The sequence below is a fragment of the Pseudomonas sp. TH49 genome (assembly GCF_016650625.1).
Classification (GTDB): Bacteria; Pseudomonadota; Gammaproteobacteria; order Pseudomonadales; family Pseudomonadaceae; genus Aquipseudomonas; species Aquipseudomonas fluorescens_H.
In genome coordinates, this window is the sequence record NZ_JAEKFL010000002.1 from 1,858,959 (window position 1) to 1,885,569 (window position 26,611).

Annotated in this window: 24 protein-coding genes and 4 pseudogenes; 8 read left to right on the forward strand and 20 right to left on the reverse strand. The window is 54.9% G+C overall.

The genetic code is table 11. The features are described from left to right. Positions 1–114 precede the first annotated feature (114 nt). From JFU48_RS25555 to JFU48_RS25600, 11 genes and pseudogenes are all read right to left on the reverse strand, one after another. Complete coding sequence (locus tag JFU48_RS25555) at positions 115–1,488, reverse strand: solute carrier family 23 protein (RefSeq protein WP_201138084.1); 1,374 nt, start codon at positions 1,486–1,488, stop codon at positions 115–117. Further along, positions 1,485–2,174 carry a hypothetical protein gene (locus tag JFU48_RS25560; protein WP_201138085.1) on the reverse strand — a complete coding sequence of 230 codons (690 nt, stop codon included), beginning with the start codon at positions 2,172–2,174 and terminating at the stop codon, positions 1,485–1,487. The genes JFU48_RS25555 and JFU48_RS25560 overlap by 4 nt, the downstream gene beginning before the upstream one ends. 16 nt (positions 2,175–2,190) lie before the next feature. Continuing rightward, complete coding sequence (locus tag JFU48_RS25565) at positions 2,191–3,177, reverse strand: carbohydrate kinase family protein (RefSeq protein WP_201138086.1); 987 nt, start codon at positions 3,175–3,177, stop codon at positions 2,191–2,193. After that, complete coding sequence (locus tag JFU48_RS25570; RefSeq protein WP_201138087.1) at positions 3,174–3,575, reverse strand: ExbD/TolR family protein; 402 nt, start codon at positions 3,573–3,575, stop codon at positions 3,174–3,176. The genes JFU48_RS25565 and JFU48_RS25570 overlap by 4 nt, the downstream gene beginning before the upstream one ends. Before the next feature lies 1 nt (position 3,576). Then, entirely contained in the window at positions 3,577–4,275 is a 699-nt protein-coding gene (locus JFU48_RS25575) for a MotA/TolQ/ExbB proton channel family protein (RefSeq protein ID WP_201138088.1), read from the reverse strand. A gap of 31 nt (positions 4,276–4,306) precedes the next feature. Next, positions 4,307–4,450, reverse strand: coding sequence for a TonB family protein (locus JFU48_RS25580; protein ID WP_201138535.1), 144 nt, complete (start codon positions 4,448–4,450; stop codon positions 4,307–4,309). Between the two features lie 6 nt (positions 4,451–4,456). Beyond that, the gene (locus JFU48_RS25585; RefSeq protein WP_207199236.1) at positions 4,457–5,254 is read right to left on the reverse strand and encodes an energy transducer TonB; all 798 of its coding nucleotides are present in this window, start codon (positions 5,252–5,254) and stop codon (positions 4,457–4,459) included. 409 nt (positions 5,255–5,663) lie between these two features. Then, positions 5,664–6,464 carry a UTRA domain-containing protein gene (locus tag JFU48_RS25590; RefSeq protein ID WP_201138089.1) on the reverse strand — a complete coding sequence of 267 codons (801 nt, stop codon included), beginning with the start codon at positions 6,462–6,464 and terminating at the stop codon, positions 5,664–5,666. A gap of 168 nt (positions 6,465–6,632) precedes the next feature. Then, positions 6,633–6,815 (reverse strand): hypothetical protein, encoded by a 183-nt coding sequence (locus JFU48_RS30685; protein WP_446739781.1) that lies wholly within the window; start codon positions 6,813–6,815, stop codon positions 6,633–6,635. 151 nt (positions 6,816–6,966) lie between these two features. Then, positions 6,967–7,914, reverse strand: coding sequence for an inovirus-type Gp2 protein (locus JFU48_RS25595; RefSeq protein ID WP_201138090.1), 948 nt, complete (start codon positions 7,912–7,914; stop codon positions 6,967–6,969). A 340-nt stretch (positions 7,915–8,254) separates the two neighbouring features. Further along, a pseudogene (locus JFU48_RS25600) lies at positions 8,255–9,417 on the reverse strand (IS3 family transposase). Positions 9,418–9,658: 241 nt separating this feature from the next. Between JFU48_RS25600 and JFU48_RS30220 the strand changes: the two are divergent. The 3 genes from JFU48_RS30220 (at position 9,659) to JFU48_RS30225 (ending at position 10,818) form a co-directional block, all read left to right on the forward strand. Then, on the forward strand, positions 9,659–9,793 hold the full coding sequence (locus JFU48_RS30220) for a hypothetical protein (protein ID WP_274610512.1): 135 nt from the start codon (positions 9,659–9,661) through the stop codon (positions 9,791–9,793). Positions 9,794–10,240: 447 nt separating this feature from the next. Next, positions 10,241–10,501 carry a carbonic anhydrase family protein gene (locus tag JFU48_RS30690; RefSeq protein WP_446739782.1) on the forward strand — a complete coding sequence of 87 codons (261 nt, stop codon included), beginning with the start codon at positions 10,241–10,243 and terminating at the stop codon, positions 10,499–10,501. Then, positions 10,492–10,818 (forward strand): carbonic anhydrase family protein, encoded by a 327-nt coding sequence (locus JFU48_RS30225; RefSeq protein ID WP_274610524.1) that lies wholly within the window; start codon positions 10,492–10,494, stop codon positions 10,816–10,818. Before JFU48_RS30690 ends, JFU48_RS30225 begins: the two co-directional genes overlap by 10 nt. Before the next feature lie 734 nt (positions 10,819–11,552). Here the strand turns inward: JFU48_RS30225 and JFU48_RS25615 are convergent. The 4 genes and pseudogenes from JFU48_RS25615 to JFU48_RS25630 all read right to left on the reverse strand — a co-directional run. Beyond that, positions 11,553–12,484 (reverse strand): annotated as a pseudogene (locus tag JFU48_RS25615) (S-type pyocin domain-containing protein); the annotation flags it as partial. Positions 12,485–12,656: 172 nt separating this feature from the next. Further along, positions 12,657–13,139, reverse strand: a complete 483-nt coding sequence (locus tag JFU48_RS25620) for a DUF2817 domain-containing protein (RefSeq protein WP_342216078.1) — start codon at positions 13,137–13,139, stop codon at positions 12,657–12,659. A gap of 452 nt (positions 13,140–13,591) precedes the next feature. Then, a complete protein-coding gene (gene mgtE / locus JFU48_RS25625; protein ID WP_201138093.1) occupies positions 13,592–14,974 on the reverse strand; it encodes a magnesium transporter in 1,383 nt (460 codons plus the stop codon). Between the two features lie 185 nt (positions 14,975–15,159). After that, the gene (locus JFU48_RS25630) at positions 15,160–16,008 is read right to left on the reverse strand and encodes a hypothetical protein (RefSeq protein ID WP_342216059.1); all 849 of its coding nucleotides are present in this window, start codon (positions 16,006–16,008) and stop codon (positions 15,160–15,162) included. A 1,138-nt stretch (positions 16,009–17,146) separates the two neighbouring features. Here JFU48_RS25630 and JFU48_RS25635 point away from each other — a divergent pair. After that, complete coding sequence (locus JFU48_RS25635) at positions 17,147–17,398, forward strand: hypothetical protein (protein WP_201138094.1); 252 nt, start codon at positions 17,147–17,149, stop codon at positions 17,396–17,398. Positions 17,399–17,912: 514 nt separating this feature from the next. Continuing rightward, positions 17,913–18,291 (forward strand): annotated as a pseudogene (locus JFU48_RS30125) (hypothetical protein); the annotation flags it as partial. Positions 18,292–18,759: 468 nt separating this feature from the next. Here JFU48_RS30125 and JFU48_RS25640 read toward each other — a convergent pair. The 3 genes from JFU48_RS25640 to JFU48_RS25650 form a co-directional block, all read right to left on the reverse strand. Next, a complete protein-coding gene (locus JFU48_RS25640; protein WP_201138095.1) occupies positions 18,760–19,815 on the reverse strand; it encodes a linear amide C-N hydrolase in 1,056 nt (351 codons plus the stop codon). 45 nt (positions 19,816–19,860) lie between these two features. Then, a complete protein-coding gene (locus JFU48_RS25645; protein ID WP_201138096.1) occupies positions 19,861–20,805 on the reverse strand; it encodes a hypothetical protein in 945 nt (314 codons plus the stop codon). Between the two features lie 111 nt (positions 20,806–20,916). Further along, on the reverse strand, positions 20,917–21,207 hold the full coding sequence (locus tag JFU48_RS25650) for a hypothetical protein (RefSeq protein ID WP_201138097.1): 291 nt from the start codon (positions 21,205–21,207) through the stop codon (positions 20,917–20,919). A gap of 526 nt (positions 21,208–21,733) precedes the next feature. On the opposite strand from JFU48_RS25650, the gene JFU48_RS25655 reads away from it, so the two are divergent. The 3 genes from JFU48_RS25655 to JFU48_RS25665 all read left to right on the forward strand — a co-directional run bounded on the left by JFU48_RS25655 (position 21,734) and on the right by JFU48_RS25665 (position 24,538). Next, the gene (locus tag JFU48_RS25655; RefSeq protein WP_201138098.1) at positions 21,734–22,336 is read left to right on the forward strand and encodes a hypothetical protein; all 603 of its coding nucleotides are present in this window, start codon (positions 21,734–21,736) and stop codon (positions 22,334–22,336) included. 181 nt (positions 22,337–22,517) lie between these two features. Beyond that, a complete protein-coding gene (locus JFU48_RS25660) occupies positions 22,518–23,195 on the forward strand; it encodes a response regulator transcription factor (RefSeq protein WP_201138099.1) in 678 nt (225 codons plus the stop codon). Beyond that, positions 23,192–24,538, forward strand: a complete 1,347-nt coding sequence (locus JFU48_RS25665; RefSeq protein WP_201138100.1) for an ATP-binding protein — start codon at positions 23,192–23,194, stop codon at positions 24,536–24,538. Before JFU48_RS25660 ends, JFU48_RS25665 begins: the two co-directional genes overlap by 4 nt. Positions 24,539–24,926: 388 nt before the next feature. Here the strand turns inward: JFU48_RS25665 and JFU48_RS30375 are convergent. Then, a pseudogene (locus JFU48_RS30375) lies at positions 24,927–25,511 on the reverse strand (filamentous hemagglutinin N-terminal domain-containing protein); the annotation flags it as partial. A 65-nt stretch (positions 25,512–25,576) separates the two neighbouring features. Beyond that, positions 25,577–26,515 carry a hypothetical protein gene (locus JFU48_RS25675; RefSeq protein ID WP_201138101.1) on the reverse strand — a complete coding sequence of 313 codons (939 nt, stop codon included), beginning with the start codon at positions 26,513–26,515 and terminating at the stop codon, positions 25,577–25,579. Positions 26,516–26,611: the final 96 nt, after the last annotated feature.

Genomic DNA, 26,611 nt, shown 5'->3' on the forward strand with positions numbered 1-26,611 from the left:
ATGTCGAACAATGAGTGGTTATGGCTTTTCACGAGGCGCAGAAACCCGTAACAGCAAAGTCGGGATGTGCCGCTGTCATGAATAAAGCCGATTACAAAAAACGGTTACTGCACGTCAGAGCGCGTCCTTCACCCACAGATAAAAGGCGAACACCCCGTCCAGCCCGATCAGAATCACCGTCAATCGCGCCCACTGCCGCCGCGCGAGCACGATCAAGGTGTAGATAAAACAGCCCATGGCCATGCCCACCATCAAGTCTGTGGTGACCAGGGTTACCAACAACATCAACAAAGGCGGAATCGCCGTTTCTGCCTGAGTAAAATCCAGGTCGCCAATGGACTTGAGCATCAAAAAGCCCACCATCACCAAGGCGACGGCACTGGCCTGTGCCGGGACGCAATGGATCAGTGGCCAGAATTGAATCGATACGGCAAACAGCCCCGCCACCACTAGCGCTGTCAGCCCCGTACGGCCTCCGGCTTCCACGCCTGCGATTGACTCCACGTAGGCGGTCACTGTCGTCGTTCCCACCGCGGCACCGATCATGCTGCTCAGCGCATCGCTGGAAAACGCAGCGCGGGCATTGGGAATGTCCTGCCCCGGTGCTTGCAGATGAGCTCGTCGGGTGACAGCGAATAAGGTGGCGGTACCGGAAAAAAATTCGGAAATGAGGAAATACAAAGTCACCGGCAGTAACAGCGAAAAGTGAGCAAAGAAGCCTTTCAGGTCGAAGGCAAAGAGCATCTGCGGGTTGAACGGCGGCAGCGCGAACAAGGCTAGTGGCGTCGCGGTCAAAGGCGTGCCGTCGCTACCGGGCACGAACAGGCCAGCCACAGTGACCGCGACGATTGCCATCAGCAGGGCACAGGGCACGCGCAAGGCCATCAGCAGAGGCGCCAGCAGCAGCCCTGCCAACGCCAGTAGCTGCCCCGGCTGACCGAAAGGTACGATGGTTATCCCGCCGCCTTGCAGACTGTGGATGAGCCCACAGTTACTCAAGCCAAGCCAGGCGATAAAACCGCCGATGGACAAGCCGATACCCCGTTTTATGGGCTCGGGAAAACCCTCGATGATGCGTTGGCGCCAGCGGCTCATCGAAAGCAGAAAAAACAGCAGGCCATTGCACAACACCATGGCCAGGCCAATCTGCCAGGACACGCCCATTTTGCTCACCAGTATCTGGGCGAATACGACGTTGCTGCCCATTCCCGGCGCCAGACCGATGGGCAGGTTGGCCCATAGGCCCATGAGCAGCGTGCCAACCACAGTCGCGATCACCGTCGCCCACAGCAGATCCGCCTGGGCAATACCGGTAGGCGCCAAAATGGCCGGGTTGAGCACAACGATGTAAGCCATTGTGGCGAAGGTGGTCAGGCCTGCCAGAAGTTCGCGTCGCGCAGAGGTGCCCTGCTCCGCCAGGCGAAAATAACCGCGCCACGCCGTAATACGAGGCGCACACGGCATGCCACTGGCAGGCTCGCGATTCACATCGCCACCTTGGGTAGTTCAACCGCTAGAGGCCCGTATACCGCGCGACACACGGCTTCACATTTGGCCAGGTCGAACCGGCCATTGGTGCGCACGCCCGACTCCATATCGATCCAGTACGCACTGCCGCACCCCAGATCGAGTTGTTTCAGCACACTGCGCACATTCTGCGGATTGAGGCCGCCGGAATAGCCACAGAACGGAATATCCCCCTTGAGCGAAATCCACTGCCCCGGCTGCATGCCCGTGCCGAATGACACATCGTAAAGCCAGTCAACACCGGGCTCCTCAGGGAACGCAGCCTGACATTGCAGGGCCGCCCGCATGCCTTGGCGGGAAGCGAAACGCATACAGTGCTCGATCTGCTGGCCGTTACTGCCGCTGAAACCATGATTAATCTGTAGCCGGGAGAATCCATCCAGGCTCAGGTCCGGTTCGCCGCCATTGGCGATCAGTGCCGCTGGCACGCCACAGACGTGAGCCGACAATCGCAAACCGCCGCACCGTATGCGATTAACGGTCTCGGCATCCGGAAAGAGCGCATTGTCGAGTTGCGCCGGGTCGATCAGCACTCCCCATTCGATCGGGTACTGCTCCGCAAGCGCACGCATGCCGGGAATCAGCGCGTCGCTGTCAACGCCGGTGAATGTGATGAAGGCCGGAGCCAGAAATTCAGGATTGCTCATAAATAGTCCGTATCGCTCAGCATTCGCTTGTTGGAAATTGTTGAAGGTCGGCCGAACGTAATCGGCTCACGACGTCGGCGCGCAGGGGATAGCCGCTGCGCGCGCCAAAGTCCTGCACGGCGAAAGACGCCGCCGCACAGGCAAAATTCAGGGACTCGGCCAACGTGCCGCCCTGCATCGCACAGGCAAGAAATGCCCCAGCAAAACAGTCGCCTGCACCGGTGCTGTCCACGGCTGTTTCCGGGAAGCCCGTGTGCCAACAACTTTCAGTACGGCTAACGGCCACCGCGCCATCGACACCCAGTGTCACAATCAGCAGGCGTGGTCCGCAGTCGAGTAAGCCGTGCAACACCTCAATGGAAAGCGGTTTCGCGGTCAGCTCACGGAAGCTGTCGCTGTTGATGAACACCACGTCCGCGCCGCCGAGCAGCGTATGGAAAGTCGTGGTGTCCGGGGCCATCGCCGCTTCGATATCGATGATCACATCGGTGCCAAAACCTTTGGCCGCTTCGGCCTGCAGCAAAAAGCGCGCAAGGTCATAAGGTGCACTGTAGAAAGCCCGGCTCTGTTCAAGCAGCCCGAGCATGTCAACGGCCGGGGGTAGCGGCGCGGTCATGGCACTGTAGACAAGGGCCTTCTCACCGTCAGGCGGCACCATGATCAGCGCCGAAGCACTGGTCGCACCAGGCGTACGTGTCACATGGGCAGTGCTCACACCAAAACGGGAAAACTCGGCCAGCAGCATGGCGGCGTAAATATCGTCCCCCACCCGACCGCAGACGCTTACCGTCAGCCCGAGGCGACTGGCCGCACAGGCCATATTCGACTCGGTGCCGCCCGCAAAGCAGCCGAGCATTTGCCCCAGGCGCTTTTCACCAGAAACCGGAACCTGATGGGTCGCAAAGTAGATATCGACGCAGGGATCGCCCAGCGTGAGAAGGTCCGATGACCGATCCGAGCGCTCGGCAAACAAAGGGCCGGGCTTGATCATGTCGCGGCTCATCGCGCTGTCACCATGGCAACTCTGGTGATACCCGCGCGCTCGATAGAGGCCATGGCCTTGGCCACTGCGCCGTAATTCACCGCAGTATCGGCCTGCAAACGTACCCGGGTCTCGCTATCAGCAGACTTGATCGTTGCCAGCCGCGCTTCCAGTAGTCCGGGCTCGATCTCATCGTTGTCGAGAAACAGCTTGCCGTCGTGGTCGACACTCACCGTCACCGGGTCCTTTTGCTTCAAAGGAGACACAGCATCGGTTTTGGGCAACGAAACCTTGATGGAATTGGTCATCAGCGGCGCAGTGACCATGAACACCACCAACAGCACCAGCATCACGTCCACCAGGGGCGTCACATTCATCTCACTGAGTACTTCGTCACTGTCCTGAGTCGAGAAGGCCATTTCAGCTCGCCTCCTTGAAGATTTTGGTGTTCTTCACGATCGGCTGCTGGCTGATGGTGAACACACTGCGTTGGGCCAGGCTGTAAAAGTCATGGGCAAAGTCATCCATGTAAGCGATGGACAGCTTCAGCCGCCGCAGGAAAAAGTTGTAGACAAGCACTGCTGGCACGGCGACCGCGATGCCCACCCCGGTTGCTAGCAAAGCATGGCCGATGGGCCCGGCAACTGTCTCAAGACTTGCGGAACCGGTCTGGCCGATGACCTGCAAGGCATTCATGATTCCCCACACGGTCCCGAATAGACCAATGAAGGGCGACGTGCTGCCAATACTGGCAAGCACCGCAAGCCCGGCCTCAAGGTGCCGACGCTCTTTCTGGATCTGCTGTCTCAGATGCCTTTCGACACGTTCGGAACGGTCGATGGACTGCGCCAGAGCGCTGCGCGAGTTCTCTTCAAGGATCATGGCGTCGACACCCGAGGCGGCGATGCGCGCCAGGCCGCCTGGCAACTGGCCGGCATGCTTCACCGCAGAAGATAGATCAGGCGAAGTCCAGAACGCGTGTAAAAAACGTCGGTTTTCACTTTTCTGTCTGCCAAACTGCACCATCTTGATCATCAACAGCGCCCAGGTGACAACGGAAAATGCGATCAGAGCCCACAGAACAGCGGGGACGATCAGCGGAGTCAATGAGTCGAGCATGTAGGTTTCCTCTTGAATGAATGATTCAGGATCACTTGGGCAACTTGAAGTCGATGACCTGGGTCGCTGTGCCGGAAACTGGCGTGTCCCCATGTTTTGCCGGTAAAAACTTCCAGGTGCGCACGGTTTCGACGGCCGCGTCGTCCAGCAACTCATGGCCACTGGAATGAATGATTCAGGATCACTTGGGCAACTTGAAGTCGATGACCTGGGTCGCTGTGCCGGAAACTGGCGTGTCCCCATGTTTTGCCGGTAAAAACTTCCAGGTGCGCACGGTTTCGACGGCCGCGTCGTCCAGCAACTCATGGCCACTGGAGCGAGTAACACTCACCGAAGCCGCGCGGCCTTGCGCAGTGACGTTGATACGCAACTCCACCCTGCCCTCCCATAAACGGCGCAAGGCCATCTGCGGATAAGGCGGTGCCGGGTTGCCAAGTCCTGCAACGCCGGAGACAGCGGCAGTTTCCTTCAAAGATGCCGGTTCGTGCGTCGGGTTTGGAGCTGGCGCTGCGCTTGGAGTTGCGGCAGGCGCTGAGGACTGCGTGGGTTCGACACGCTTCTGGGTTGGCACGGGTTTAGGCCTTGCTGGCTTTGCTTTCACCGGCGCAGGCTTGGGAAGGGGTGCCACAGCCTCGGCGTCCTCTCGAACAGGTGACTGCACTGGTTGCTCTATAGGCTCTGGCTCAGGGGCAGGCTCGGGAGGCGGCGCAGGCGCTGGCCAAGCCTCAGCGGCAAATTCGATGGACATCTCTTGCGGTTGTGCCGGTGTGATGGGCTCATCGGACTGATAGCCCCACCAAAGCAACACGCCATGAACGACAATTGAAAGCAGCGCTATCAATATGATCGTTCTTGGCAGCAGCCCGCTTGCCTGGGCGTCCAGTGCGGCCAGGCGAAATGGCGAATCAGCAGCCTCCTTGCCATGCGCGGGAAGAAAATCCTCGTCATCCAGGACGAGGCTTGCAGTGTGGTTGGCCATGGGCAAATGCCTGTCTCCATGTTCACATCAAACGGACCGAATGCTCGTCGAAACACGGACAGAACACCGGGCACCTTCTCAGGTAAAAGCAACACCCATACTTAGTGGTACGTACCTTCACCTACAAAAAGCCAATATGCGGAATATGGCGATTTAATGTGACATTGCGACTACAAAAGCTGATTTACGCTTATTTTTTTTTAAAAAGGTACGTACCAATAGAATAAAAAGACAGGGCAGTACAGCGCAGTGCGAGCAGTCCTTGCGTTTTTTTTGCCCAGGCAATGCTCGCGTTTATGAAGTTTCAGAGGAATGAAGAGGCGGTAGATCTGCCTTGCAATGCGCGCGCGGCTGGCGCATTAGCTCGTACCTTGAGAGAGCTCGATGATAAGGTAGAGTCGCTGACGACTTAGTTACCGCCCCACTGCGTCACCTTGTTTTTATAGCGATAGGACGGCCCGTAGCGCATTTCGCAATACTCAATGGGCACACGCCGTTCAGACATGGTAACGCGCTCACACAGCAGCAGCGGCGCGCCCTTATCGAGGTTCAGCAATTCGATGTCCTGCTCCGAGGCCAGTATCGAACCGATGCTTTCCAGCGCGACACTCGGCTGTATCTGCAGGTCCTCGACCAACAAGCGATACAGCGAGCCTTTGCGCTCAAGCTGCTCACGGCCGAAACCCAGGCCCTTAGGCAAACACAGCCAGGAATCCTGAATACCAACGGGCTCACCGTCGATCAAACGAACACGCTTGACGTGATGCAGGACCGTATCGGGCTTGATACTGAGGACACTGGCAATCGCCATACCCGCAGCCACCTTCTCGAACACCAGCACTTTCTGTCCAGGCACACCGCCACGCTTCAGGGTGTCGAGGGTAAAGCTGCCAATGGCCTTGGCCATGTCTCGCAACGGGGCTGAGGTAATGAATGTCCCTCGCCCGTGGTCGCTGTAGATCATTCCCTCTTCATCGAGCAAATGAATCGCCTTGCGCACCGTGTCCCGGCTTACCTTGTGATGCAGAGCGAGTTCACGCTCCGGCGCCAGGGGTTCCTGATCGCTCAGCTCCCCCGACTCGATCTGCTGGCGTAAGGTATCGGCAAGCTGTTTGTAAAGAGGGACTGCAGCTTTGTTGCTCTGAGTGGGGTCCATGGGGGGCAAGGTATGACTTCCGCTATGACTGACACGGGGGGCGGCACGTGACACCGACCGAATTGGTACATACCAGTTAATCCAAATTCTTCCTATTAGGCAATCCGCAGAGGCTGAAAGAGCTCGTTCTTATCATCACTTATCCCAAACACTGTTCTGCATAAGCGCGCGCCGAGCCCGGAGGTGTCCGCAAGCGCCCCGGAGTGTGTAAAAACGACGCACTCACCTTCCCTCAGCCTGCTCCGCGGGCGGCTTGGCTTGTATTCCAGAAAGCAGCAAGTCAAGTGCAATGACACCTTCCGAAAACTGCGCACTGACATCCTTAGCATTCGCAATCCAAGATGCCACTTCTACTAGGCCGCCATATATTAGCAATGCAAGTGCTTGGGTTCCGTTTCGACGCATGGCATTGTCGAGTGAACACCTATAGCCAACCTGCTGCACACACTCTGCCTGTGCATATATAGCGTGCGGCAGCCCCCCTTCAAGCAGCCGCCATAAATCAGTGTAATTCTCCCTCCGCCGCCAAACGCACTACTCATCAACGTCGACGAAGTCATCTCGGCTGACCCACGCGCAGGCACCGAGCTCTCAGGGGTCTCAGGCGCAATTGCTGATTATCCTTGACCAAGTAATGCATCGCATAGTGAACATGCGAACGGATTTCCCGGTCATTGCGAAGAATGACGCCGACTCCCAGCCTGTCCCCGTACCTGGTCTTGCCCTGGTTGCAGCTGTCGAAATAGGCCATTCCCAACGTAATACGTTCCCATAGCTCGCCAATCTGCCGTGCCTTGAAGATATCCCGACACACCTCAGCACCGTTGAAGAATAAAGCAGCGTGGATGAGGTAGCCCCGATCTTGCCCCTGCTCGACGCTACAGATATAGCCAGTCTCATGATCAAAAATTGGGTTGCGCTCATGCTCTGCGATTAGCCTGTCCAGATCGTTGAAGACGTGCTCAACACGCTGCTTGGCTTGAGACGTTTGGTAGTAATACAGATTACCCCTGACCACAATGGTACGTGCATAACGATCAAGCACCGCATCCGTGTAATCAGTGACCCTGCCCTCCTGCTTCTTGGCCTGATAACGACAATCATCCTTTTTACGGCGATACCATTGCTCACGAGTCAACTGACGAACCCTCACCACCAGTAGATTCATGCTGCGGTGATGGTCTAGATAGGTCGTTCCCTCTTCATTCAGGCAGACAGGGCCAGCAGGACTGCGCTCCAGACCGATATCCTGACAGGCTTCCCAGAACGCTTGCAGATGCTCGCTGAAACGATATTCGCAGCGATCATCAAACAGGTCGATCATTTGCTGGATGCCACCGAAATGCCGGGAAAGCCTAGTCGGCGTCGCCTGCTCGGGACCTGACCGTGCAGCCTTGAATCGGAATGCTGGAATATTGTGTTGTTCTATGGCCTTAACGAGTCGCTCAATCTGGATGGCGAAATCGGATTGCGAGAGAGGGGCGTAGGAATTGCTGCTGGTCATGATTGCGTACCTGGTGGTTGTTCCCATTTCAGATACCGTCCATGCATTTTTTAACCGGTGAGCTATTCCTAGAAAGCCATGATCACTAGACCAGAGGTTGATTGCTTTCTGTTCGCTTGCTTACTGATTGCTGATGACTTGATGACGACTTCTTGATTACCTAGAATGTATATAACTAGATGCAGCTCTGCATCTGGTAACCGCCCCTGCTCTGGACGGGCCAATCAATACAATATGCCAAGTCTGTCAGGAGGTTTGCCAAACTACCTTCTGCGAGAGTTAGCTGAGAACAGCGAGACACCCAAGCGGCATAAACGCCATGACCGACAGTATGTAGTGGTCAACTAATCCCGGACACGACGTTAAGTTTTTCCTCGGCCCGCGCTGGTGCCAACCTCTCGTTGAATTGGTGAGGCCGAATCCAGTTGTAGCGATGCATCAAAAAGTGGCTGATATCGCGCTGTGCTTCCTGCGCAGTTCGATAGCCCACGGTCGGTATCCATTCTGTTTTCAAGCTGCGAAATACGCGCTCCATCGGTGCGTTATCCCATCAGTTTCCTCGTCGACTCATGCTCTGACGCATGCGGTATCGCCACAACCGCTGGCGAAAGAGTCGGCTTGCATATTGCGATCCCTGGTCCGAGTGGAATAGCAAATCCGAAGGCCTGCCACGCTGCTCGTAGGCCATATCCAACGCTTTGATTACCAGCTCAGCATCTGGCTTTTCCGACAGCGCCCAGCCCACGATCCGACGCGTGCAAAGATCCAATACGACAGCCAGGTAATGCCACTTTCCTTGCGCCCAAATGTAGGTGATATCGCCGCACCAGACTTGATTGGGCGCTGGCACATCGAACTCGCGGTTCAATGTGTTCGGGATATCGAGTCTTTCTACTGTTGCTCGTTTGTAAGCATGGGAGCCGGGTTGTTTGCTGACTAAATCAAGCTCGCGCATCAAGCTACGCACTTTGAATCGACCGAGTTGCTTACCGTCTTCACGCATCAGCGACAGAATGCTGCGACTGCCCGCAGAGCTGCGACTTTGCGAGAACAGCTCACTGACGCGACTACGCAATCGAAGCCGTTCAACGTCGGGCGTTCGACGCTTGAGGCGGTGGGCGTAGTAACTTGAGCGGTTTACTTCAAACACTTGGCAAAGCCAATCAACCGGCTCGTGGACGCTCAGCTGATTGATCAGCGCGTACGCTCGTGATCTTCCGACATCAAGAGCGCGGTAGCCTTTTTTAATATCGATTTTTCCCGTTCAAGACGGGCGATCCGGGCTTCCAGCTCCTGGATTTTCTGCTGCTCCGGTGTCAGCGCTTTGCTCTGCGGAGTGACGCCTTGGCGCTCCTTCTGAACCGGGTCAACCCAACGGCGCAGGGCCGACTCGCCGACGCCGAGTGAACGGCTGGCTTCGATGTAGCTGTAGTTTTGCTTGAGCACGAGGTCGGCAGCCTCGCGTTTGAATTCAGGAGTAAAGGAGCGGCGTTGTTTGGTCATCTGACACCTCGATCTGGCGAGCATTCTCGCCTAAATGGGTGTCCGGTTTCATTAGACCGCTACAGTGCAGCGAACAATAAAGTGCATAAATAGGAGTTCGCCCAAGCCAGAAGCAAATCCCCCGGTCAGGCTGCTATGAAAGTCTGGCTAGGCGAACGGTCAAACACTATCTCAGCGCCCAGCCAAAATCTTTAGGACTTGTCCAAAACTGGTTGACGAAATCCGCCGGTAGGTGCCAGCAATGAAACTTGAAGTGATTTTGCTCGACGCCAAGCACTTCGTGAATATCATGATTATGGAACCCCAACCAAAACCCAAAGCGTTGATACTCTCCATCGTGCCGCTTGCGACCCCTTATGAATGGGATATCCAATGATGAGCGCGATTAAAGCCCTCGTCCTCAACCAGATTGAGATGACCGGGCTCTTTCTCCGTCTTTAAGCTCGGAACGGCCGATTTGGTCAGTTTTTCCAGCTACTGAGCCAGTCAACCTATTTTTTAATACTTGTCCTATTTTTAAGAGTCCGCCACCCCACTTAATATTGCTCGCCACTCAAGACACGGTCCTCCTAAATCTTCCAGGCCGACTTGATGTGGATTATAAGCTGACGAAGTTCCTATATCCATCCATTTCCTATTGAGCCCACCATGAAAACATTAACCCGCTATTTTTTCTGCTAACAACGTCATGCCTTTCTCTAGCCAGCGCAAACGCTGTAGAAAAGCATTGGTCTTATCAAGGCAACCATGGCCCCGACTACTGGGGCGAGTTTCCAACGGGTTGTGCGCGGCGGGCACTTTTCAGTCTCCGATCAATGTCGAAATGAAACAAGTTCGACCACATACGGGTAACAGTGCGGACCTGGAGATCAATTACGAATCGACTTCAATTCAGGTTAACAACAATGGCCACACGATCCAAGCCAACGTCACCGAGGGAGGAAAGGTAATATTCAAAAATAGCGAGTACCGCCTGGTGCAGTTCCATTTCCATACACCTAGTGAACACTTGATCAATCATCTCCCTTACCCGATGGAGATGCATATGGTAAACCAAGACAAGGACGGCCGCTGCTGGTCCTAGGAGTTATGATCAAAGAAGGACAAAGTAACAAAGAACTGGCAGCACTATGGGAAAAACTTCCAAACACAGAAGGAAAAAAGGCGGACTTAGACGCAAACACCGCACCGAATCTCAACACATTGATTCCAGCCACTAGCCATCATCTATTCTATAAAGGTTCACTCACCACACCGCCCTGCACGGAAGGTGTTCAGTGGGGTCTATTCGAGCAAGCCATCGAGCTGTCAAAATCTCAAATTAAAAAATTCCAGAAACTGTTCCCCGAAAATCACCGTCCAACGCAACCCGCTAACGAACGCGAAGTTATTGAAGATTGATATCAACCATAATTACGAAGGGTGCCATTAGGCGCCCTCTTTTTTTTGTGCCAATGTGAGATGAACGGCGAAAACATTGTCACCGTCAAACGAATAAAAAGACTACTGACTGAGCAGCTCAGCGAAAAAATAGCACTAATAAAATCTAACAAAATTACTATCTGACATCGATCTCCACTGACCTTCTCCACCTACTCACCTCGCTTTTGCAATCCTGTTAACAGGCAACACATCCCCCCCCCAACACACATCGGCTTAAAAAAAACATGAGACTCACATAATAAAAATATTTACAGGACCTGCGAAACAGGCACTGCTCCTACCGTACCACACTGTTTCATCATAGTAGATTCTGATATAGTTCTTTTGACGGTATATATTTCCTAGCCAATCGTGATCAATTCTCTGTCCCCCCTGGCGGCGCCATCAATCTTCCAACGGCCATAATATTCAACTCACCAAACGTAAAAATTAGAATGCACCTGATGAGGCTTGGACTCGCCCCTAAAAAACCTGACACCAACTCCTGTTAAATTGATGCCGCCGCCAGCGCTTCAGTTTCGCTCCGTCCTCGCAGCAGAACTCAAAGCAGTCCGACCACCAACGTGTATAGCTGCTCTAAACCGCAATTCGGCCTACGTACCGCTTCATACCTTGCTGTTTGAGTCGACGCTCAGCAACAGAAATCACACATGATACGGTAAACCGCTTCACGTTAATCGCCGGTTGCAACTGGGTTTCACGGGGCGATCAGCGGAGAACTCGAGTATGAAGTCTTTGTATCTGTCGGGATAAATCGGGCTAACATAATGTTATCTGCCTGTTCGGTAGGCGAATAAATCCAGATCTGGGGGGCATGTGGAGCACCCTCTAACGGTAGAATTTCTGAGGTGCTGGACGGGTCAACAGCAGGTGTCCATATGAGGGTTACGCCGTCACCGAAGTCAGCCACTTGCTGGGAGCCTTTTGCATCGAACTGGACTACAGGAATCATTTCCCAATCAGTGCGCTTCTGGGTGTTGTACCCATACCCTTTCAAGGTTCCATCGGCTTGTTGTTCTACATGCAAACGAACAAGTGTACGAGCTTGCTTAAGCAATTGGAGCTGCTCTTCCGCGTATAAACTGCTATCGCCCATGCTTGATGGCCACAGTAGCGCAACTACTCCCGCCAAGGCTCCAGCCGCCACGCCGGCAGTAACCACGCCGGCACCACCAGCAGCACCTGTGCCAACTCCCGCACCAGCAACAGCGGCTACAGCAGTACATAGGCCACCACAGGATACGCCAGCAGTAGCAGCACCAACACCACCTAACAGAAATGTTCCAAGTGCAGCAGGTAAAGTGCTACCACTAATTTTCTTTAGAGGAACGTCTCCCGCTGCGTCTGTCTCACGGCCACCCAGCCGGGAGAAATTTCCGTAGTTAGCTATTTTCTCAACTGGAATAAACCCAGCCGGCTTTTTGTGGTCGATTACGCCGTCAGACAGATCGCAGCTTTTGGCAAACACGCACCCTATGGTCTCTGCCGGGGTGTCTGACTTGGGTGGGAAGTCTTTATATTCCGCCCAGCGCTGAGCGTGAATATCAACAGGCTCAATGCCGCTATTTCGGTAGCCCTTCGGTGGGTTGGGTACATATCCGCTCACGTTGAGCTTCCTTTTCATCCTTGGGAAATTCCAGCTTGTAGCTGGGGCAAAGTGACGCTACCAGGAAGCATCAGCACAAGATGTAGGAAGAGTCCTAATACCATGCTCCGCTTTCCTCCTTGTCATTGCTGGGTCTATGGCCGGTAAGCATCGGTGCCACACCATCAAGGTGGACGGATTCAGAACGCAATTAACGACCATTTTCACGATATTGCTCTTGATTCAAAACAAGGGCCTGGTGAGGTTGAAAACAGTCAGGTCCAGCGCCTTGCGGCCTTGTCGTAGTACTGCACGCTTCCAGGCATCGGTATCCACATAAAACGCATCGCGCAGTTGGCTTTTGATCCGTTGGGTTATGAGCGTCCGGTGACTGTGGGTTGCAGTACAGCCAGTGGTCGGCGCGCAACGTATTGAGCACTTGTATACCCGACAGGGAGCCGTACTCCAGGGTGAGTCCGTTGTACTGGGCCTGCGGGCAGGTCTCCAACACCATCAGGTCGATTGTGCCGTTTAGCTCGGCCGATACCGAGTTGCCTTCGGCGCTGTTGGTCATCTGTTCTCCCCACCAACGTCTCCCGCGGGCGATGTCTTCCGGTTCCTGGCGCCCCTTGTAGATATATTCGCCGACGCCGCTGTGGCCGAGGCCGGTGCCGTTCCTAGCAGTCAGTTTAATTCATAATGGTCATCGGCGTGCATATCGGTGGTTCCTGTTCGAGTGAATGGCCGGCACTGCGTAAAACCAGACGGCGGGGGTCGGGTTATCCAGTCTATGGGTGCGGTTAATACCACGACAGAAAAAGGCCCCCGCACTCTCAACAAGTGGGGGGCCTATTTGACATAACAAGCGTTACTCGTAACGCGGCCGACTACCCTTGTTCGCCCAGTTCGTCGGTTAGCACATCACTACGCCGTACAAACTCTGGTTCGCTGATCAGAGCAGCTCAGCTCGCCGGATCACCGACAACAATCCCAATGCCGTAACGTAATACACCTGCCGTTTCGGCACCGAACTGAGCAACAACTGTCGTAGCGTATCGATGGACTTTTCCAGTGCAGCCAATACACCTCGGCATCGATCCTAGGCGGTGACTTATTCATGAGTGGATTACCCACAACTGATTACAATCACACCGTCTGGACCATTTGATCTGCCAGAAACAGGTAGGCGAAACCAAAGTAGATCATCACACCCACCATATCCATGATCGAGGTGATCATCGGAGAACTTAGTGTGGCCGGATCGGTTCCTATTCGGCGAGCCAAAAACGGCAACAGTGCGCCGATCATACCTCCCGCCGCGGTGCACACCATAGTACTCAAGCCCACCACCAGCATAATTTCCATGCCAATGCCTTTGCTGAAATACGCTAGAACGACCTCAAGAAGTGCGATCGCCACACCCAACGCGAATGCGACCGGTAGTTCACGCTTAATAATTAGCCAAATATGGCGCCACTTCAGCCTAACATCGCCTAAAGCCATGGAACGTATCACCAGCGCCGCCGATTGGCTGCCTGTGTTGCCGCCCATGTCGATGATCGGCGCGATAAAGGCGGCCAGAATGATGATCTGAGACAGCATCTCCTCTTGGGCAGAGATAAAATTACTAATGAAAATCCCGAAAAACGTCAGGATCGCAAGCCAGAACACTCGAACCCCGAACATTTTCCGAAACGGAGATGTAAGAACATCCAGATCTGTGCCACCCAGAGCCGGCGTGCCGCCGAAGCGCGCCAACTGAGTAGCGTCCACCTGTTTTTCCACGTCCATGGCGTCGTCGACAGTGATGATCCCGACCATCCGGTCATCTTCGCTCAGCACCGGTAGCGCTAGCAGGTCATAGCGGCGAATCAACTCTGCTGCCAAATCCCCCGAAGAGTCGGCGCGAGCAAACACTGGATCAAGCGTCATCAAGTCGCCGATCAGAGTTTCCGGCGTGGCTAACACTAGGTCGCGCAAGGTCACCGAACCCAGCAAGCGTCGCTCGCTGTCCAGCACGAACATCACATCGATGCTTTCTCGGTTTGACGCGCAAGATCGTAGTGCTACGAATGCCTGCTTAACGCTCATTATCGAGCTCAGCGTGGTGTAATCAGAGGTCGTCACCGAACCTGCAGTGCCCTCGGAAAACGCCGCCAGCTCTAGGATGTCATCGCGCTCGGACTTTGCCAGGGCTGGCAGTAATTTCTGGCAAATATCGTCGCTCAGACGATTGAATACATCCGCACGATCATCGGCGGGTAAATGTTCGAAGAGGTCAACCGCCTCCTTACGCGACATCTCCTGTAATAGCACATCCTGGCGCTGTACTGGGAAATAAGCGAACAACGCCGCACGCTCAAACGATGTCAACTTCATCAGCAATGCTACTATTTCAATGACCTTACAATGTTCTAACGCATCAATCACATCAATGTAAGGCGTACTAGCGATAAGTTTTGAAAATGTTTGTCCATCGCAGAGGCGGACAAGCTTACGCACATAAAAGGACAGCTCTTCTCGATTCATGATGTTTCCTTTGGGGTATTGCTGGCTCCCACCTGAGTGTGAGCGTGAAAATTAACGACCAAGCGTCGAGTAGCGAGACGTCGACTTAACCTGTGGTCTCGGCACGCCATCAGCTGTCACAATGAATGAGCGAGTACCCGAATGATAAAAGGAGGTACGCCAGCGGAATAACGAACAGGCGATACTCAAAAACGCCAAGTGATACTGCTGGCAAGCCACTGGTCCCTGCCATTATTCAGGTGGCGCCCCGCCACCAGATCAATATCGACTTGCTTGCCCAGATGTAGACGAGGTCCGGCTTGCCAACCATGATCCCCCCCCTCTTGGCCAAAGCGCTCAGCAATCAGCGTGAGATATTCGACCGGTGCATATTCAACACCTGTGCCCCAATTCCAACTGTGGCGTTGTTTGCCGTCGTTGTATTCATGAGCCCAGCCGGAGCTAAGGTTCAGGCGGAATGTCTCGAAAGGCTGATACGTCATCGGCAATGCCAGTTCAGCGGCATCAAATGAATGTCCGCGATCAAGCGCAAAACTTGCACCCGCGACAACCGCGACCTCCAGTTCATTAACGCTGAACACCTGCACTTTGATTTTGGGATTGACTATATCCAGCCTTTTACCTTCATCATGACTGTGGAGCACCGCTGCACCAAACTGCAAGGAGGGTAGTTCCTTGAATGTGCAGTCCTGAGCTAGCTCGGCTTGATAGGTTGACTGGTGGTGTCGCTGGCTCTTGTAGGCGAAGTCGATATTGCATTCGCCGGGGGCGTTGATTGCGCCATCATCGACTACATAAGGTCCACCGGCGGCATGGACAATTGAGATAAAACTCAATAGAAGAGAGATGCCAACGGTCATACCGACAAACAGAATGGTTTTGTACACACCCCCACTTTTATGGGGAGAAATCTGATGCAAGAAGGTCGCTGATGAGGACTCATTTTTAGCGTGAACAGTGATTTTAGCGCGAATAGCCTGCAAGGCTCGGCAGTATGTATGTTTTAGCATAATCGACCTTATATATTTTTTCACGCAAACACTCCTCAGGCGAACATAAGGTTGGGTTTGCAACTGACAATATTATTCCGCCAAACAACGGAACAGCACTCACGCTTCGACTATTACAACTAGGTTCTTCGCTCATCTTTGACGCTCCTGTATTTCATTAACTAGCAATAGAAAGGAAAAATGCCTAATCGCAGCATGAAACTGCGCTGCAACCAGCCTTATCATGACACAAGAAAAATTCTTCAATACACACCAACACAGGATGCATATCCAGACAATCAAAGCCGGAAAGCGGCATGCATTTACGGCCATGATCGCGCTAGAAAATGTATTAGCGATCTTACTTTTACTGCGCAACAGATCGCGCTGCGCCGTATTATTCACACCGGATGAAAAACAACAACAACTTCATGAATGATGTTCAGGTATTCGACAGGGAGCCATCTGAAACGAATAGCTCTGTCGCACGGCTTTCTTGACATACTTTAATACAAATAACGCATTTACCGCGCGCCACCGGAATTTACTGACGCATGCTCAAAACGCCCCCTTTCAAAATTTATGGAACACCACCTCACATAATGGACTTTCCCCTACAAAGCCAGACACCAACGTCCCCATCAATTGATGCCGCCAAACGCCTCAGTTCCGTCGCGGAGCAATAGTTCAAAGCGCCACGCGAATGCTGATCGTTGTAATGGTCGAAGGCATTGGCCAGCTTACGCAGCGCCGCCTCCCGATCGGGGTTGGCCCAGCGCCACGTAGTTACTCGCACCCGTCGTTACAAAGCTCTCAGTCATATCGTTGCACTGCAATCTTCGCACCGGTGCAGTCAACGGTTGCAATCGGATCTACCGAGTACACAGACGTATTCGGGGTTTGGGGAGCAACGGACCAGAAAGTTCACTTAAGCCCTACCAACGCGATTATTCCGGCGATTGCGACCAATCGCGTGTTGATAAAGCCCGACGGATTAACAAAATTCTTTGGGCATGAGTGACTTTGGGAAAAGTCCCATTTACTTTCGATAACCACCGCTCCAGGGTGCTGCCTGTCAGTTACATTCTCCACTTTCACCGACCGAGATGCACCAGCCACGACGGCCCGCCGAGGCGACCAGAGGACAGTAGCCCCAACCATCCATGGACCCGGATCATAAAAAATGAATGCACCATCACCCCCGCTGTATACCAACGAAGTGTCCGCTGAATTTCTCCGCCTCCTCGACAACTCGCCCTTCACAGAGCAGCAGCTTGCCGGCTCCAACGAACAAGCCTTGGCGACTGTCAATCAACAGCAGGCTTACACTAAATCCCATCCCCCTATCGCTATTTACCGAGCGGCAACCGAGGGCAGCCAGGCTCTGGTCGGTAGCCGCCTTAGTAATGGCGAAGAAATCAGCGAAGTAAGCTGAATATCGAGTCGGGAAAGCAAACGTTTGCGCTCGTTAAAAAACTCAGGGGAATTTAGGCGACCTTCTGCCAAGAAATTGGTTGACCATTGGAGAAAGGCCGGTGCGGCTGATTAGATTCCAGTGTACGCCACTCACATTGAAGATTGGCTAAGTCGTTAAGTATGTTGGTTGGATTGTGACGGCCCTTAGGGGTGGTGCCTCTTATATGAAAGTTCAAGATGTGTGCACGGCACGTAATACCGAGGCTTGCGAGCGCGTCAAATTTACTGAGACGGGCAGCTTTTCGGGGGGTTGGTGGTGGTGCTGCTACCGGTGCATTCTGACAGGTTCTACCGTTGGAGCTCTTTGTATCGGTTTGGGCGTTCCGACTGGCGGTATGGCCACGTTAGCTTGTGGCATCGTGGGATCGTGGGATCGTGGGATCGTGGCAGTCAGAGTGGGATCTTTTACCGGTGGTGCTCTTGGTGGTGTAAATCGGTGAACTAGGCGGTGAAGTTATTTACGAGGTTGTTAAATGACTACCGCCGAGTTCGCTCTCGGTTGGCTGTGCGTCGTGGTGATCGTCGGCATGTTTGTATGGATCGGGATCGCGCTGCACATTGCCTATACCAAAATGGACCTGATGTTGACACACCTGAAAAACTGCTCTGCCATCATGATTAGAGCGCCACTCCGACATGGGGGCCCTTGGGGCAAATTGCTGTTGGTCGGTGGTATTTCGGGGGATTGTTACATTCCCCGGTTTTTACCTCAAAAGAGGCGGTATAAGCATCGAAGATTTAAGCAATTTCCCCGTCGCGTTAAAGCGTAAATTGGCAGTGTTACAGTAGTCCGTCATTGCGCTTTTATTGGTAAAGATTAGCCTTGCAGCGGTAATTAAGCTTGATCTTGTGTGGCATTCTAGCGCACCTCGCCCTGTCCTCAGGGTACTCGGCGCTAAGGGCTCGATAACCAGCGCCGATACCGCCACGAACCAACCGCTGATGCGGTGTATATCTTGGCGTTCCGACACCAGAAAGAGGCCGGCGACTGATGAGCATGAACAAATTCCGCCAACTGGCCGCAAGGATAGATCAACAGATGCAGCAGCTCGCCGAAGTAGTCGTCAGCGAGGCGCATGATGATACGTGCCCGAATTGGATCGAATCTGGGTCTACACATCCGACCAGCAACTTGGACTTGCCCCTACAAAACCGGTCACCAAAACCCCGCTAAATTGACTAAATGGGGAGCGGTTTATAAAACATTGCACATCGATCCCAGAGGGAAGCTCTCTGAAGTAATCGCCGAGCTGGAATATTCAGAAAAGTGCGACAAGCCCTGTTAGCCACTCTCGCAAAGGCTACGATTTTTGGTGCGTTTCATTCGGCGGGCATGAAGTCGAACGGTTTTGCAGTAACGAATTGGCCCGATGCCTCACCGGTAAGGACACGGTCCATGTCCACACCGAGATCCAGTTTGCGGATATGCGCACCTTCAGAGAAGTCGAGCTTCTTCAAATCCACCCAGAAAACGTTGGGCGAAATTGCCGATTCGCCATAGAAAAGCATGCTCTTCTGATCAGCCACCACACGCCAACGAGTCGTGGAAAGGTTCGGTGCATCAGGAAGGCTGACGCCATAGGGTACCGAGGCATTGCGAATCACACTGAAAACAGCGGCAACGGAAATCCGGGGGTCGTCGCTTTGGGTAACTGCGTTGATGTAAAAGCCAGCGCGTACGAAACGGTCTTCGGAGCGGCCACTACCGGGAAGGAATTTGAGAGGGTCGACCGCGTTCCAATATTTCTGGTTGGCGAGTTGGCTGCCATAGGGCGGGTCGTTCGTCACCACCTGATACTTGCGGTCATGATAGATGCTCAGCTTTCCGCCGATCCACTCGAGAACAGCACTGTCGCCGGAGGCATCGGAAAGCGTCAAATGCAGCGGTGCGAGACTGCCGGGACGACCGGGCACCTCACCGCTCACCACCTCCATTGGGTGCGTGCGCGCATATTCGACCGCCTCCGAAACCGTCGCGAATTGATCGAGGTAGAACTGTGCCCAGATCGAGAGTGACATGCGAGGCGTCTTCCCGTCGTCCTCCGGAAACTCTGTGGCGTTGAGCCATAGTAAGCTGGCGTTGAGGCCAGCCTCGTTCATGCCGTCGACCGTCGAAATGTCATAGCCAGAAACGGCTAGGCTGCCGAACTTCGATGTCCATTCAATCGAACGCGGACCGGAGGCGCCATTACGCTTCATCCCACGAGGAAAGACCCAGAAGTTGCTGACCATGGGATCTTTGAAGTCCATGTTGCGGCCCGTAATGTTCCTCCCATCGGGACCATGATAGACAGCCCTTGTACAGGCCTGGGCCTCGACGGTCAGCAGCGCCGCGGCGGCAGTCAACGTGGCGAGAATGAGTGTGAATCGAGACATAGTGAATACCAATCCTTAATGAGGGCTGTGCAAAACCTTTACCGATCAGAATCCATAGGTCACACCAAGAGCCGGGCCGCTGAGGCGTGTGTCGTAGACGTGACCGTTATGATGGTAGTCTACGTCGAGGACCTTGTAGCCCAGCGAGGCGGAAAGGCTATCTCTGAAGACGTAATTAACTGTAACCAGCGCAGACCATGTGAAGTCAGAGCCTACGCCAAAGCCACCGATGTCGGCCTGCCCCTGAAGGGAGAGCTTTTCCGTCAGGGGAAGGAATGCGCGCAGGCCAACCAGCGGATCGACCCAACCGAAGCTTTCGTCGTAACTGGCAGACTCGCTCAGTCCGCCGAGGCTCCCGGTAAGCTTTACATTGTTAGAGATGTGCCATAAGCGCGCGCCGGCAAGGGCATCGAGGGTGAACTGAGGCGAATCGATGACCCGGTAGCCGCCCATGAAAGTTGCGGTGAATTGTTTCGTGTCGACCTTCGCATCGATGTTGCCGCCCGGCGGTATTACGCCGACGCCAGGAATCGAGAGTGCCGGTAACGGGCCGATAACATGGATATCTGTCGTATCGACATACATGATGTCGCCCGAGAAGACGAAGCGGTCATACCGTGCCCAAATGTTTATGAAACCGCCAAAATTTAGGTCATCCATGACATCGGAGAACGACTTCTCGACGCCGATTGTCGGGCCTTGCTGGAACGGCGAAACATGCCCGTCCAGGCCGGCCGCCCAAATATAGGGTGTAACCTGCAATGCCCAATTTTGGTGTTCCACCGGGACATGCGCTTCCGCCACGCTGAAGGAACCATCCTCACCATGTGCGGAATGTACGCTGCCGACGGATAAGGCAATGACGACGGCATACCAAGGCGACAGAACCCTGCCGGCGCAGGTAACAATCCGCTGCCCTTGAGGTCTGTGATGGGCACTTTCCCGACCGCTGGCCAGATGTTGGAATTTGGTGCTAGAGCGAAATAGCATGATGCCCCTCTTTCTGCGCATCTGCGTTAACTAAGCTATTAATATTCGTTATTGAACTATAGATGTCGAATATAGTTTCTTAAAAAATGTTTCGAAAAGGCTGTACTTAAGTTACTGCTGGGATGCCGCATCGAAGGCCATAAAAAGCGCCTTGATGTTGGCCGACCAGAGCACGCGCACGGTTTCCAGGCCCAGCCCCCCCCCAGCATCGCGCTGGCTCCGGCCAACGCCTGGGCGGCCGGTGTCGGTACGCGGCGAGCGTAATGGGTCGGCAGTCGCGCTAAGTTGATTGACCGCCGAATGTACAGCGGGGCTGGCCGCAGAACGGGCACGGCAGCAGCATGCCGGCTTGGCTGGCAATCGCCAGCTCAGGGCGTCAGGGTCCAAGGGTTCCAGGTCCATGAGCAAACCTCCTGTTTGTGTGACTGGCAGTCAGTGCGTAGGCAGATATACAGCCTTCAGGCTACCCCAGCCGCCTTTGGCCACATTGCATTCGCGCACCGCATGTTGCTTGACCAGGGCGCGAACACGTCTTCCTGGATGCCCCCATCACTGATCAAGCTCCAACAGGTGTGTCGGGGTTTCTTTCTATGATTAGGGTTCGTCGCGGCCCAAGGTCACGCCAAACAGATCCAGACAAACCTCGCGCCGCGCGTAAGCGTCCTGCCGGTACAGATTGGCTTGGTACCGTCGACACTTTGATAGGGCATTTCCTGAGTCTTGATCGCTGCTTGGCTGAGCCCGCTCAAGGCCAGCAATGCGAGGCGAGGAGAACGCACATGATCGGATCTCTTGCTTAAAAATCATCAGAACAGCTGGGTGGAATTGGTTCAGTTCCGGTTCAGAGTGCGTTCAGGGAGAATTCAGTACGAGGGGGGTAACCTTGCTCCGTAACCAAAAAACACCTAACACATGAGGAAACTCCCCAATGACTAATTTCAAAAAGCTGCTTATGGCTTTTACCGTCCTGGGCGCAAGCACTACGGCTTTTGCTTCCAACGACAATTTCGCCAGCCTTACTCTTGGACAGACCAGCGACAAGGTTCAAAAGTCCAACGCGTTGAACGACAACCTCAACAGCCCAAACGCCGACGGCGTGATCGGCAAGGACACCACCTGGGGTGTGCGTTTGGGCCAGCAAAACAGCCAGGGCCGCTACTACGCCACTTACGACAACGTGTCGGGCTCGCACAGTGGCATCAAACTGCGTCAGGAAAACCTGCTGGGCAGCTACGATGTATTCTACCCGGTGGGCGGCAGCACCAAATTGTTCGGCGGTGCCACGGCCGGCTTGACCAAAATGACCCAGGAGTCCCCAGGTTTCAGCCGCGACAGCGACACCGGCTACGCCATTGGCGGCCAGATGGGCGTGTTGCAGCAAGTGTCGAAAAACACCTCGGTCGAGATGGGTTACCGTTACCTGCGCGGCAACGCCAGCACAGAGATGAGCGAGCGCGGTGGCAGCAAACAGGGTTCGCTGGACCTGACCAGCAGCGCCCAGACGTACCTGTCGGCGAACTACGCTTTCTGATAAGTAAAGTATGTCAGATCAGCGCAATCCCTGTAGGCGTGAGCCGGCTTGCGATGCGGACAACACATTCCACTTGATGTCGACTGACACACCGCTATTGCGAGCAGGCTCAATCCCACAAGCTCCGCGAGCTGACTGAAAACTGTGCTGTTGGAGAGAACGATTTGCCTAGGAGAATGTTATGAAACTGCTGGTCGTCGAAGATGAAGCGCTGTTGCGCCATCACCTAAAAACGCGCCTTACGGATAGCGGCCACGTGGTCGAATCCGTGGCCAACGCTGAAGAAGCGCTGTACCAGATCGAGCAGTTCAACCACGACCTGGCAGTGATCGACCTTGGCCTGCCCGGCATGAGCGGGATCGACCTGATCCGTCAGTTGCGCAGGCGCGGCAAGACCTTTCCGATCCTGATCCTCACCGCGCGCGGCAACTGGCAGGACAAGGTCGAAGGCCTGGCCGCGGGCGGCGACGATTTCATGGTCAAGCCGTTCCAGTTCGAAGAACTCGACGCGCGCCTGAATGCCTTGCTGCGCCGTTCCAGCGGATTCACCCAGTCGACCATCGCCGCCGGGCCGCTGCTGCTAGACCTCAATCGCAAACAGGCGTCCCTCGATGAGCAACCGCTGGCATTGACTGCTTACGAGTATCGGATCCTCGAGTACCTGATGCGCCATCACCAGCAAGTGGTGGCCAAGGACCGCTTGATGGAACAGCTCTACCCGGACGACGGCGAGCGCGATCCGAACGTCATCGAAGTGCTGGTCGGCCGTCTACGCCGAAAACTCGAAGGCCCGGGCGGTTTCAAACCGATCGACACCGTGCGTCGACTCGGCTACCTGTTCAATGAGCGCTGCACTTGATTCGTTCTCTTCGTGTCCGGTTGATGCTCGCCGCCACGACCCTGGCGGTGCTGTTCATGCTGGCGTTGCTGCCAGCGATGCAGGGCGCATTCAGCCTGGCGTTGCAAGATTCCATCGAGCAACGCCTGGCGTCGGACGTCACCACGCTGATCTCCGCCGCCCGGGTGGAGAACAACCGCTTGCAGATGCCGGCGCAGTTGCCCGATGAGCGCTTCAACCTGACTGACGGCCGTTTGCTTGGCTATATCTATGACCGCGAAGGGCATCTGGTCTGGCGTTCGATGGGCTCCCAGGAAGAGCACATTAACTACAAGCCGCGTTACGATGGACGCGGTAACGAGTTCGCAAGGATCAGCGCAACCAACGGCCAGGAATTCTTCGTCTATGACGTCGAAGTCAAACTGCTCGGCGGCAAAAGCGCGGCGTTCAGCATCGTCGCCCTGCAACCGGTGCGCGAATACGAAGCCACCCTCAAAGGTCTGCGCGACATCCTCTACCTCGGTTTAGGTGCCGCGCTGCTGGTGCTGCTGGCGTTGCTGTGGATCGGCCTGACCTGGGGTTTGAGGGCGTTACGTCGGCTCAGCCAGGAGCTGGACGAAATTGAAGGCGGGACTCGAGAAAGCCTCAGCGAACAACACCCACGGGAACTGCTGCGCCTGACCGGTTCCCTCAACCGCTTGCTGCACAGCGAACGCGAGCAACGCAGCCGCTACCGCCATTCCCTCGACGACCTGGCCCACAGCCTGAAAACCCCTCTGACCGTGCTGCAAGGCGTCAGCGAAGACATGGCCCAACGTCCGGAAGACCGCGAGCAGGCCAGGGTGCTGCAAACCCAGATCGAACGCATGAGCCAGCAGATCGGCTACCAACTGCAACGCGCCGGCTTGCGAAAAAGTGGTCTGGTGCGCCATCAGGTACGTCTGCAACCGGTGCTGCAAAGCCTGTGCGACACCTTGGACAAGGTCTACCGCGACAAACGTGTGCGCGTCTCTTTCGATCTGCCGGACCAGTGTTACGTACCGATCGAGCAGGGTGCCTTGCTGGAAATGATGGGCAACCTGCTGGAAAATGCCTACCGCCTGTGCCTAAGCGAAGTGCGCATCAGCATGCGCGAAACCCTGAGCGGTGTTGAGTTGTGCGTTGAAGACAACGGGCCAGGCGTGCCGCCGGATCAGCGCGCGCGGATTCTGCAAAGGGGCGAACGCCTGGATCGTCAGCATCCGGGCCAAGGGATAGGGCTGGCGGTGGTCAAGGATATTATCGAGAGCTACAGCGCGAAACTGACGCTTGGGAATTCACCCATGGGCGGAGCGGCGTTCGTGATTCTTTTTCCGGTGTCTTGACCACGCAACCGATCATTCCCACGCTCCGCGTGGGAATGCGGCCCGGGACGCTCCGCGTCCCTTTCCAGAGCCGGAACGCGGAGCATGGGGATGAGTGAGTAGGATTCTCACCTTCCCCACCAGCCGCCCTCACGCTGCAGTCTCGGTGATGGAGCGGTGTTTCTCTTGTGAGCGGAAAAGTTCATTCCGCCCCACTCACTGGACTAGCCGCCAAATAGATACCTTCAACATCTCTTTTGGTCAGAAGCCTGAGCCTCAGCGTGCTTCCACAAAAAACGGGTTGGCAGTCGAAATCGCGCACGAGAATGGATTCCTTTACAGGTGAGTCGTGGGAATGGAGTCAGTCTAGAGCGGACAATCGGCCGCGTGGTCAGTGGCGCCAACCTCAACCTCCAGCCGCGCGCGGGATAGCATTCAGGCTTTGAGCATCGACGTCGTTGCGACCGGTGACGATGGTCAGGTTATTGGCCTGAATCTCGGCGTTGATTTGGCGCTGCGGGTGATGATCTCGAAGTGGCCAATGTTGCTGGCATTGAGCCTGGCGCCCTCGATGACCCCACTCCGCCATCAACCTGAAATCGCTCCAGGCGACCGTTGTCCAGCACTGGTTTACCAGTGCCCAAGGTTACACGCGGCGTGTTGATAAAGCCGCAGCCATTGCAGCTGATACCATACGGGTTGGCAACGATGACCCGGGCCGATTGCCCGGCTACTTCGGTATAACCACGCAACTGGTTGGGGTTGCCGCCTTGACTTCATTGAGGATGGTGCTGGCCGCTATGCCACCAAGATTCGGGTTACCGAGAATGATCCCGCCCAACTGGGGCGCCTGCGTGCCGCCCGTCACGTTGTTGAGGATGACCCCTTCGCTGCCGACGTTGTAGTCACGAAACTGGTTGCGCGAGAGCCCGCTAGCATTGGGCGCGACAATATTGACGATCGGCACCCCGTTGCCGGCGTGATCCAGACCCGTAAGGGCTGCGAGGTTGGTACGTGTCGGTCATCCCTATATCCAGATCAGCGTCGGTTAAGAAGCGTTTAATCGGAGGAACACCCCTTCGGTCTTCGACGTGTTTGGCCTTTTTGCTTGGACGATAGCCTCGGTTGTCGATCCTTTGCCGGTGGGTTCGATATAGCCGCGCAGCTCCATGCAAACAAAATCCTTGCCGCCATTGATCCAGAGCCCGCGGCACTCCAATTCAGTTGGTCCGTCGAACCATGGAAGCACTTGGAGAGTGTGCGGATTGCCCGCTTTGAAGCTGGGGTGTCGATCTCCGAAAAGATACTCTCTGCTGCTCTTCGCGTCCGGCGATCGTCATTGGCAAGGAGAGCCAAAAACACTTCATCCTCTTTGACCATGTCCGGGTGCGGATAAACAACCAGACTATCCGGCAGGTTTTTTTCGCTTGAAGGGGTGTCGTGTTTCAGTAGACGGCTTTTTGCCTCGTGCCAACCATATGTGGTCAGGATTCGCGGGATCTCAGAGCGAATTGAGTAGCCTCGAACCAAATAATCCACACAGTTCAGCATGAGCGCACCCTCTGATTGCTTGAACTCCAAGGACCAGTCATTGGCGCATTCAACCGGCAGTGAAAGCTCATGCTTGCTTGAACGGCGGTGGAGCTCTTTAGCGGTGCGGAAATTCCAGTCCTTGTAGCCGAAACCGACCTTGAACCAGAGCGTTTCCAAAGCGATTCTGGCAACCGGCAGTCGATCTTCCAGAATCAAGCCCTGCGGATAGAACCGTAGACGGCTGATTGCGATCTGGCACGTCTCGAATTCTTCAGTGAGTAAATCACCGTCCACGCGTTGCAGAGTAACTATCACCAAGGGAACGGTGTTGTCCGCGAAGTTTTTGATCAGCCTGCCATACCACCACACCACCCAACTTCCCATGGGCAGATTTGAGTCATATTCGTACAGGTTTACCCGAGCACTTGGCGCAAGGACTTTTTCACGCTTGATCCTGGAAAGCACTACAACTCCTTGTGCTAGAGCGGTGGTTGGGGAGCGCGCTCGGAATCATACGAGGTTTGAACTGGCGAAAGAAAGCTGTGGATCATTGATAGCTGC

Excerpts from the sequence above, each read along its gene's own strand:
- JFU48_RS25560 (WP_201138085.1), bottom strand. The coding sequence starts at position 2,174 with ATGAGCAATCCTGAATTTCTGGCTCCGGCCTTCATCACATTCACCGGC.
- JFU48_RS25565 (WP_201138086.1), bottom strand. The coding sequence starts at position 3,177 with ATGAGCCGCGACATGATCAAGCCCGGCCCTTTGTTTGCCGAGCGCTCG.
- JFU48_RS25570 (WP_201138087.1), bottom strand. The coding sequence starts at position 3,575 with ATGGCCTTCTCGACTCAGGACAGTGACGAAGTACTCAGTGAGATGAAT.
- JFU48_RS25575 (WP_201138088.1), bottom strand. The coding sequence starts at position 4,275 with ATGCTCGACTCATTGACTCCGCTGATCGTCCCCGCTGTTCTGTGGGCT.
- JFU48_RS25585 (WP_207199236.1), bottom strand. The coding sequence starts at position 5,254 with ATGGCCAACCACACTGCAAGCCTCGTCCTGGATGACGAGGATTTTCTT.
- JFU48_RS30685 (WP_446739781.1), bottom strand. The coding sequence starts at position 6,815 with ATGCGTCGAAACGGAACCCAAGCACTTGCATTGCTAATATATGGCGGC.
- JFU48_RS25595 (WP_201138090.1), bottom strand. The coding sequence starts at position 7,914 with ATGACCAGCAGCAATTCCTACGCCCCTCTCTCGCAATCCGATTTCGCC.
- JFU48_RS30220 (WP_274610512.1), top strand. The coding sequence starts at position 9,659 with ATGAAACTTGAAGTGATTTTGCTCGACGCCAAGCACTTCGTGAATATC.
- JFU48_RS30690 (WP_446739782.1), top strand. The coding sequence starts at position 10,241 with ATGAAACAAGTTCGACCACATACGGGTAACAGTGCGGACCTGGAGATC.
- mgtE (WP_201138093.1), bottom strand. The coding sequence starts at position 14,974 with ATGAATCGAGAAGAGCTGTCCTTTTATGTGCGTAAGCTTGTCCGCCTC.
- JFU48_RS25635 (WP_201138094.1), top strand. The coding sequence starts at position 17,147 with ATGAATGCACCATCACCCCCGCTGTATACCAACGAAGTGTCCGCTGAA.
- JFU48_RS25640 (WP_201138095.1), bottom strand. The coding sequence starts at position 19,815 with ATGTCTCGATTCACACTCATTCTCGCCACGTTGACTGCCGCCGCGGCG.
- JFU48_RS25645 (WP_201138096.1), bottom strand. The coding sequence starts at position 20,805 with ATGCTATTTCGCTCTAGCACCAAATTCCAACATCTGGCCAGCGGTCGG.
- JFU48_RS25650 (WP_201138097.1), bottom strand. The coding sequence starts at position 21,207 with ATGGACCTGGAACCCTTGGACCCTGACGCCCTGAGCTGGCGATTGCCA.
- JFU48_RS25655 (WP_201138098.1), top strand. The coding sequence starts at position 21,734 with ATGACTAATTTCAAAAAGCTGCTTATGGCTTTTACCGTCCTGGGCGCA.
- JFU48_RS25660 (WP_201138099.1), top strand. The coding sequence starts at position 22,518 with ATGAAACTGCTGGTCGTCGAAGATGAAGCGCTGTTGCGCCATCACCTA.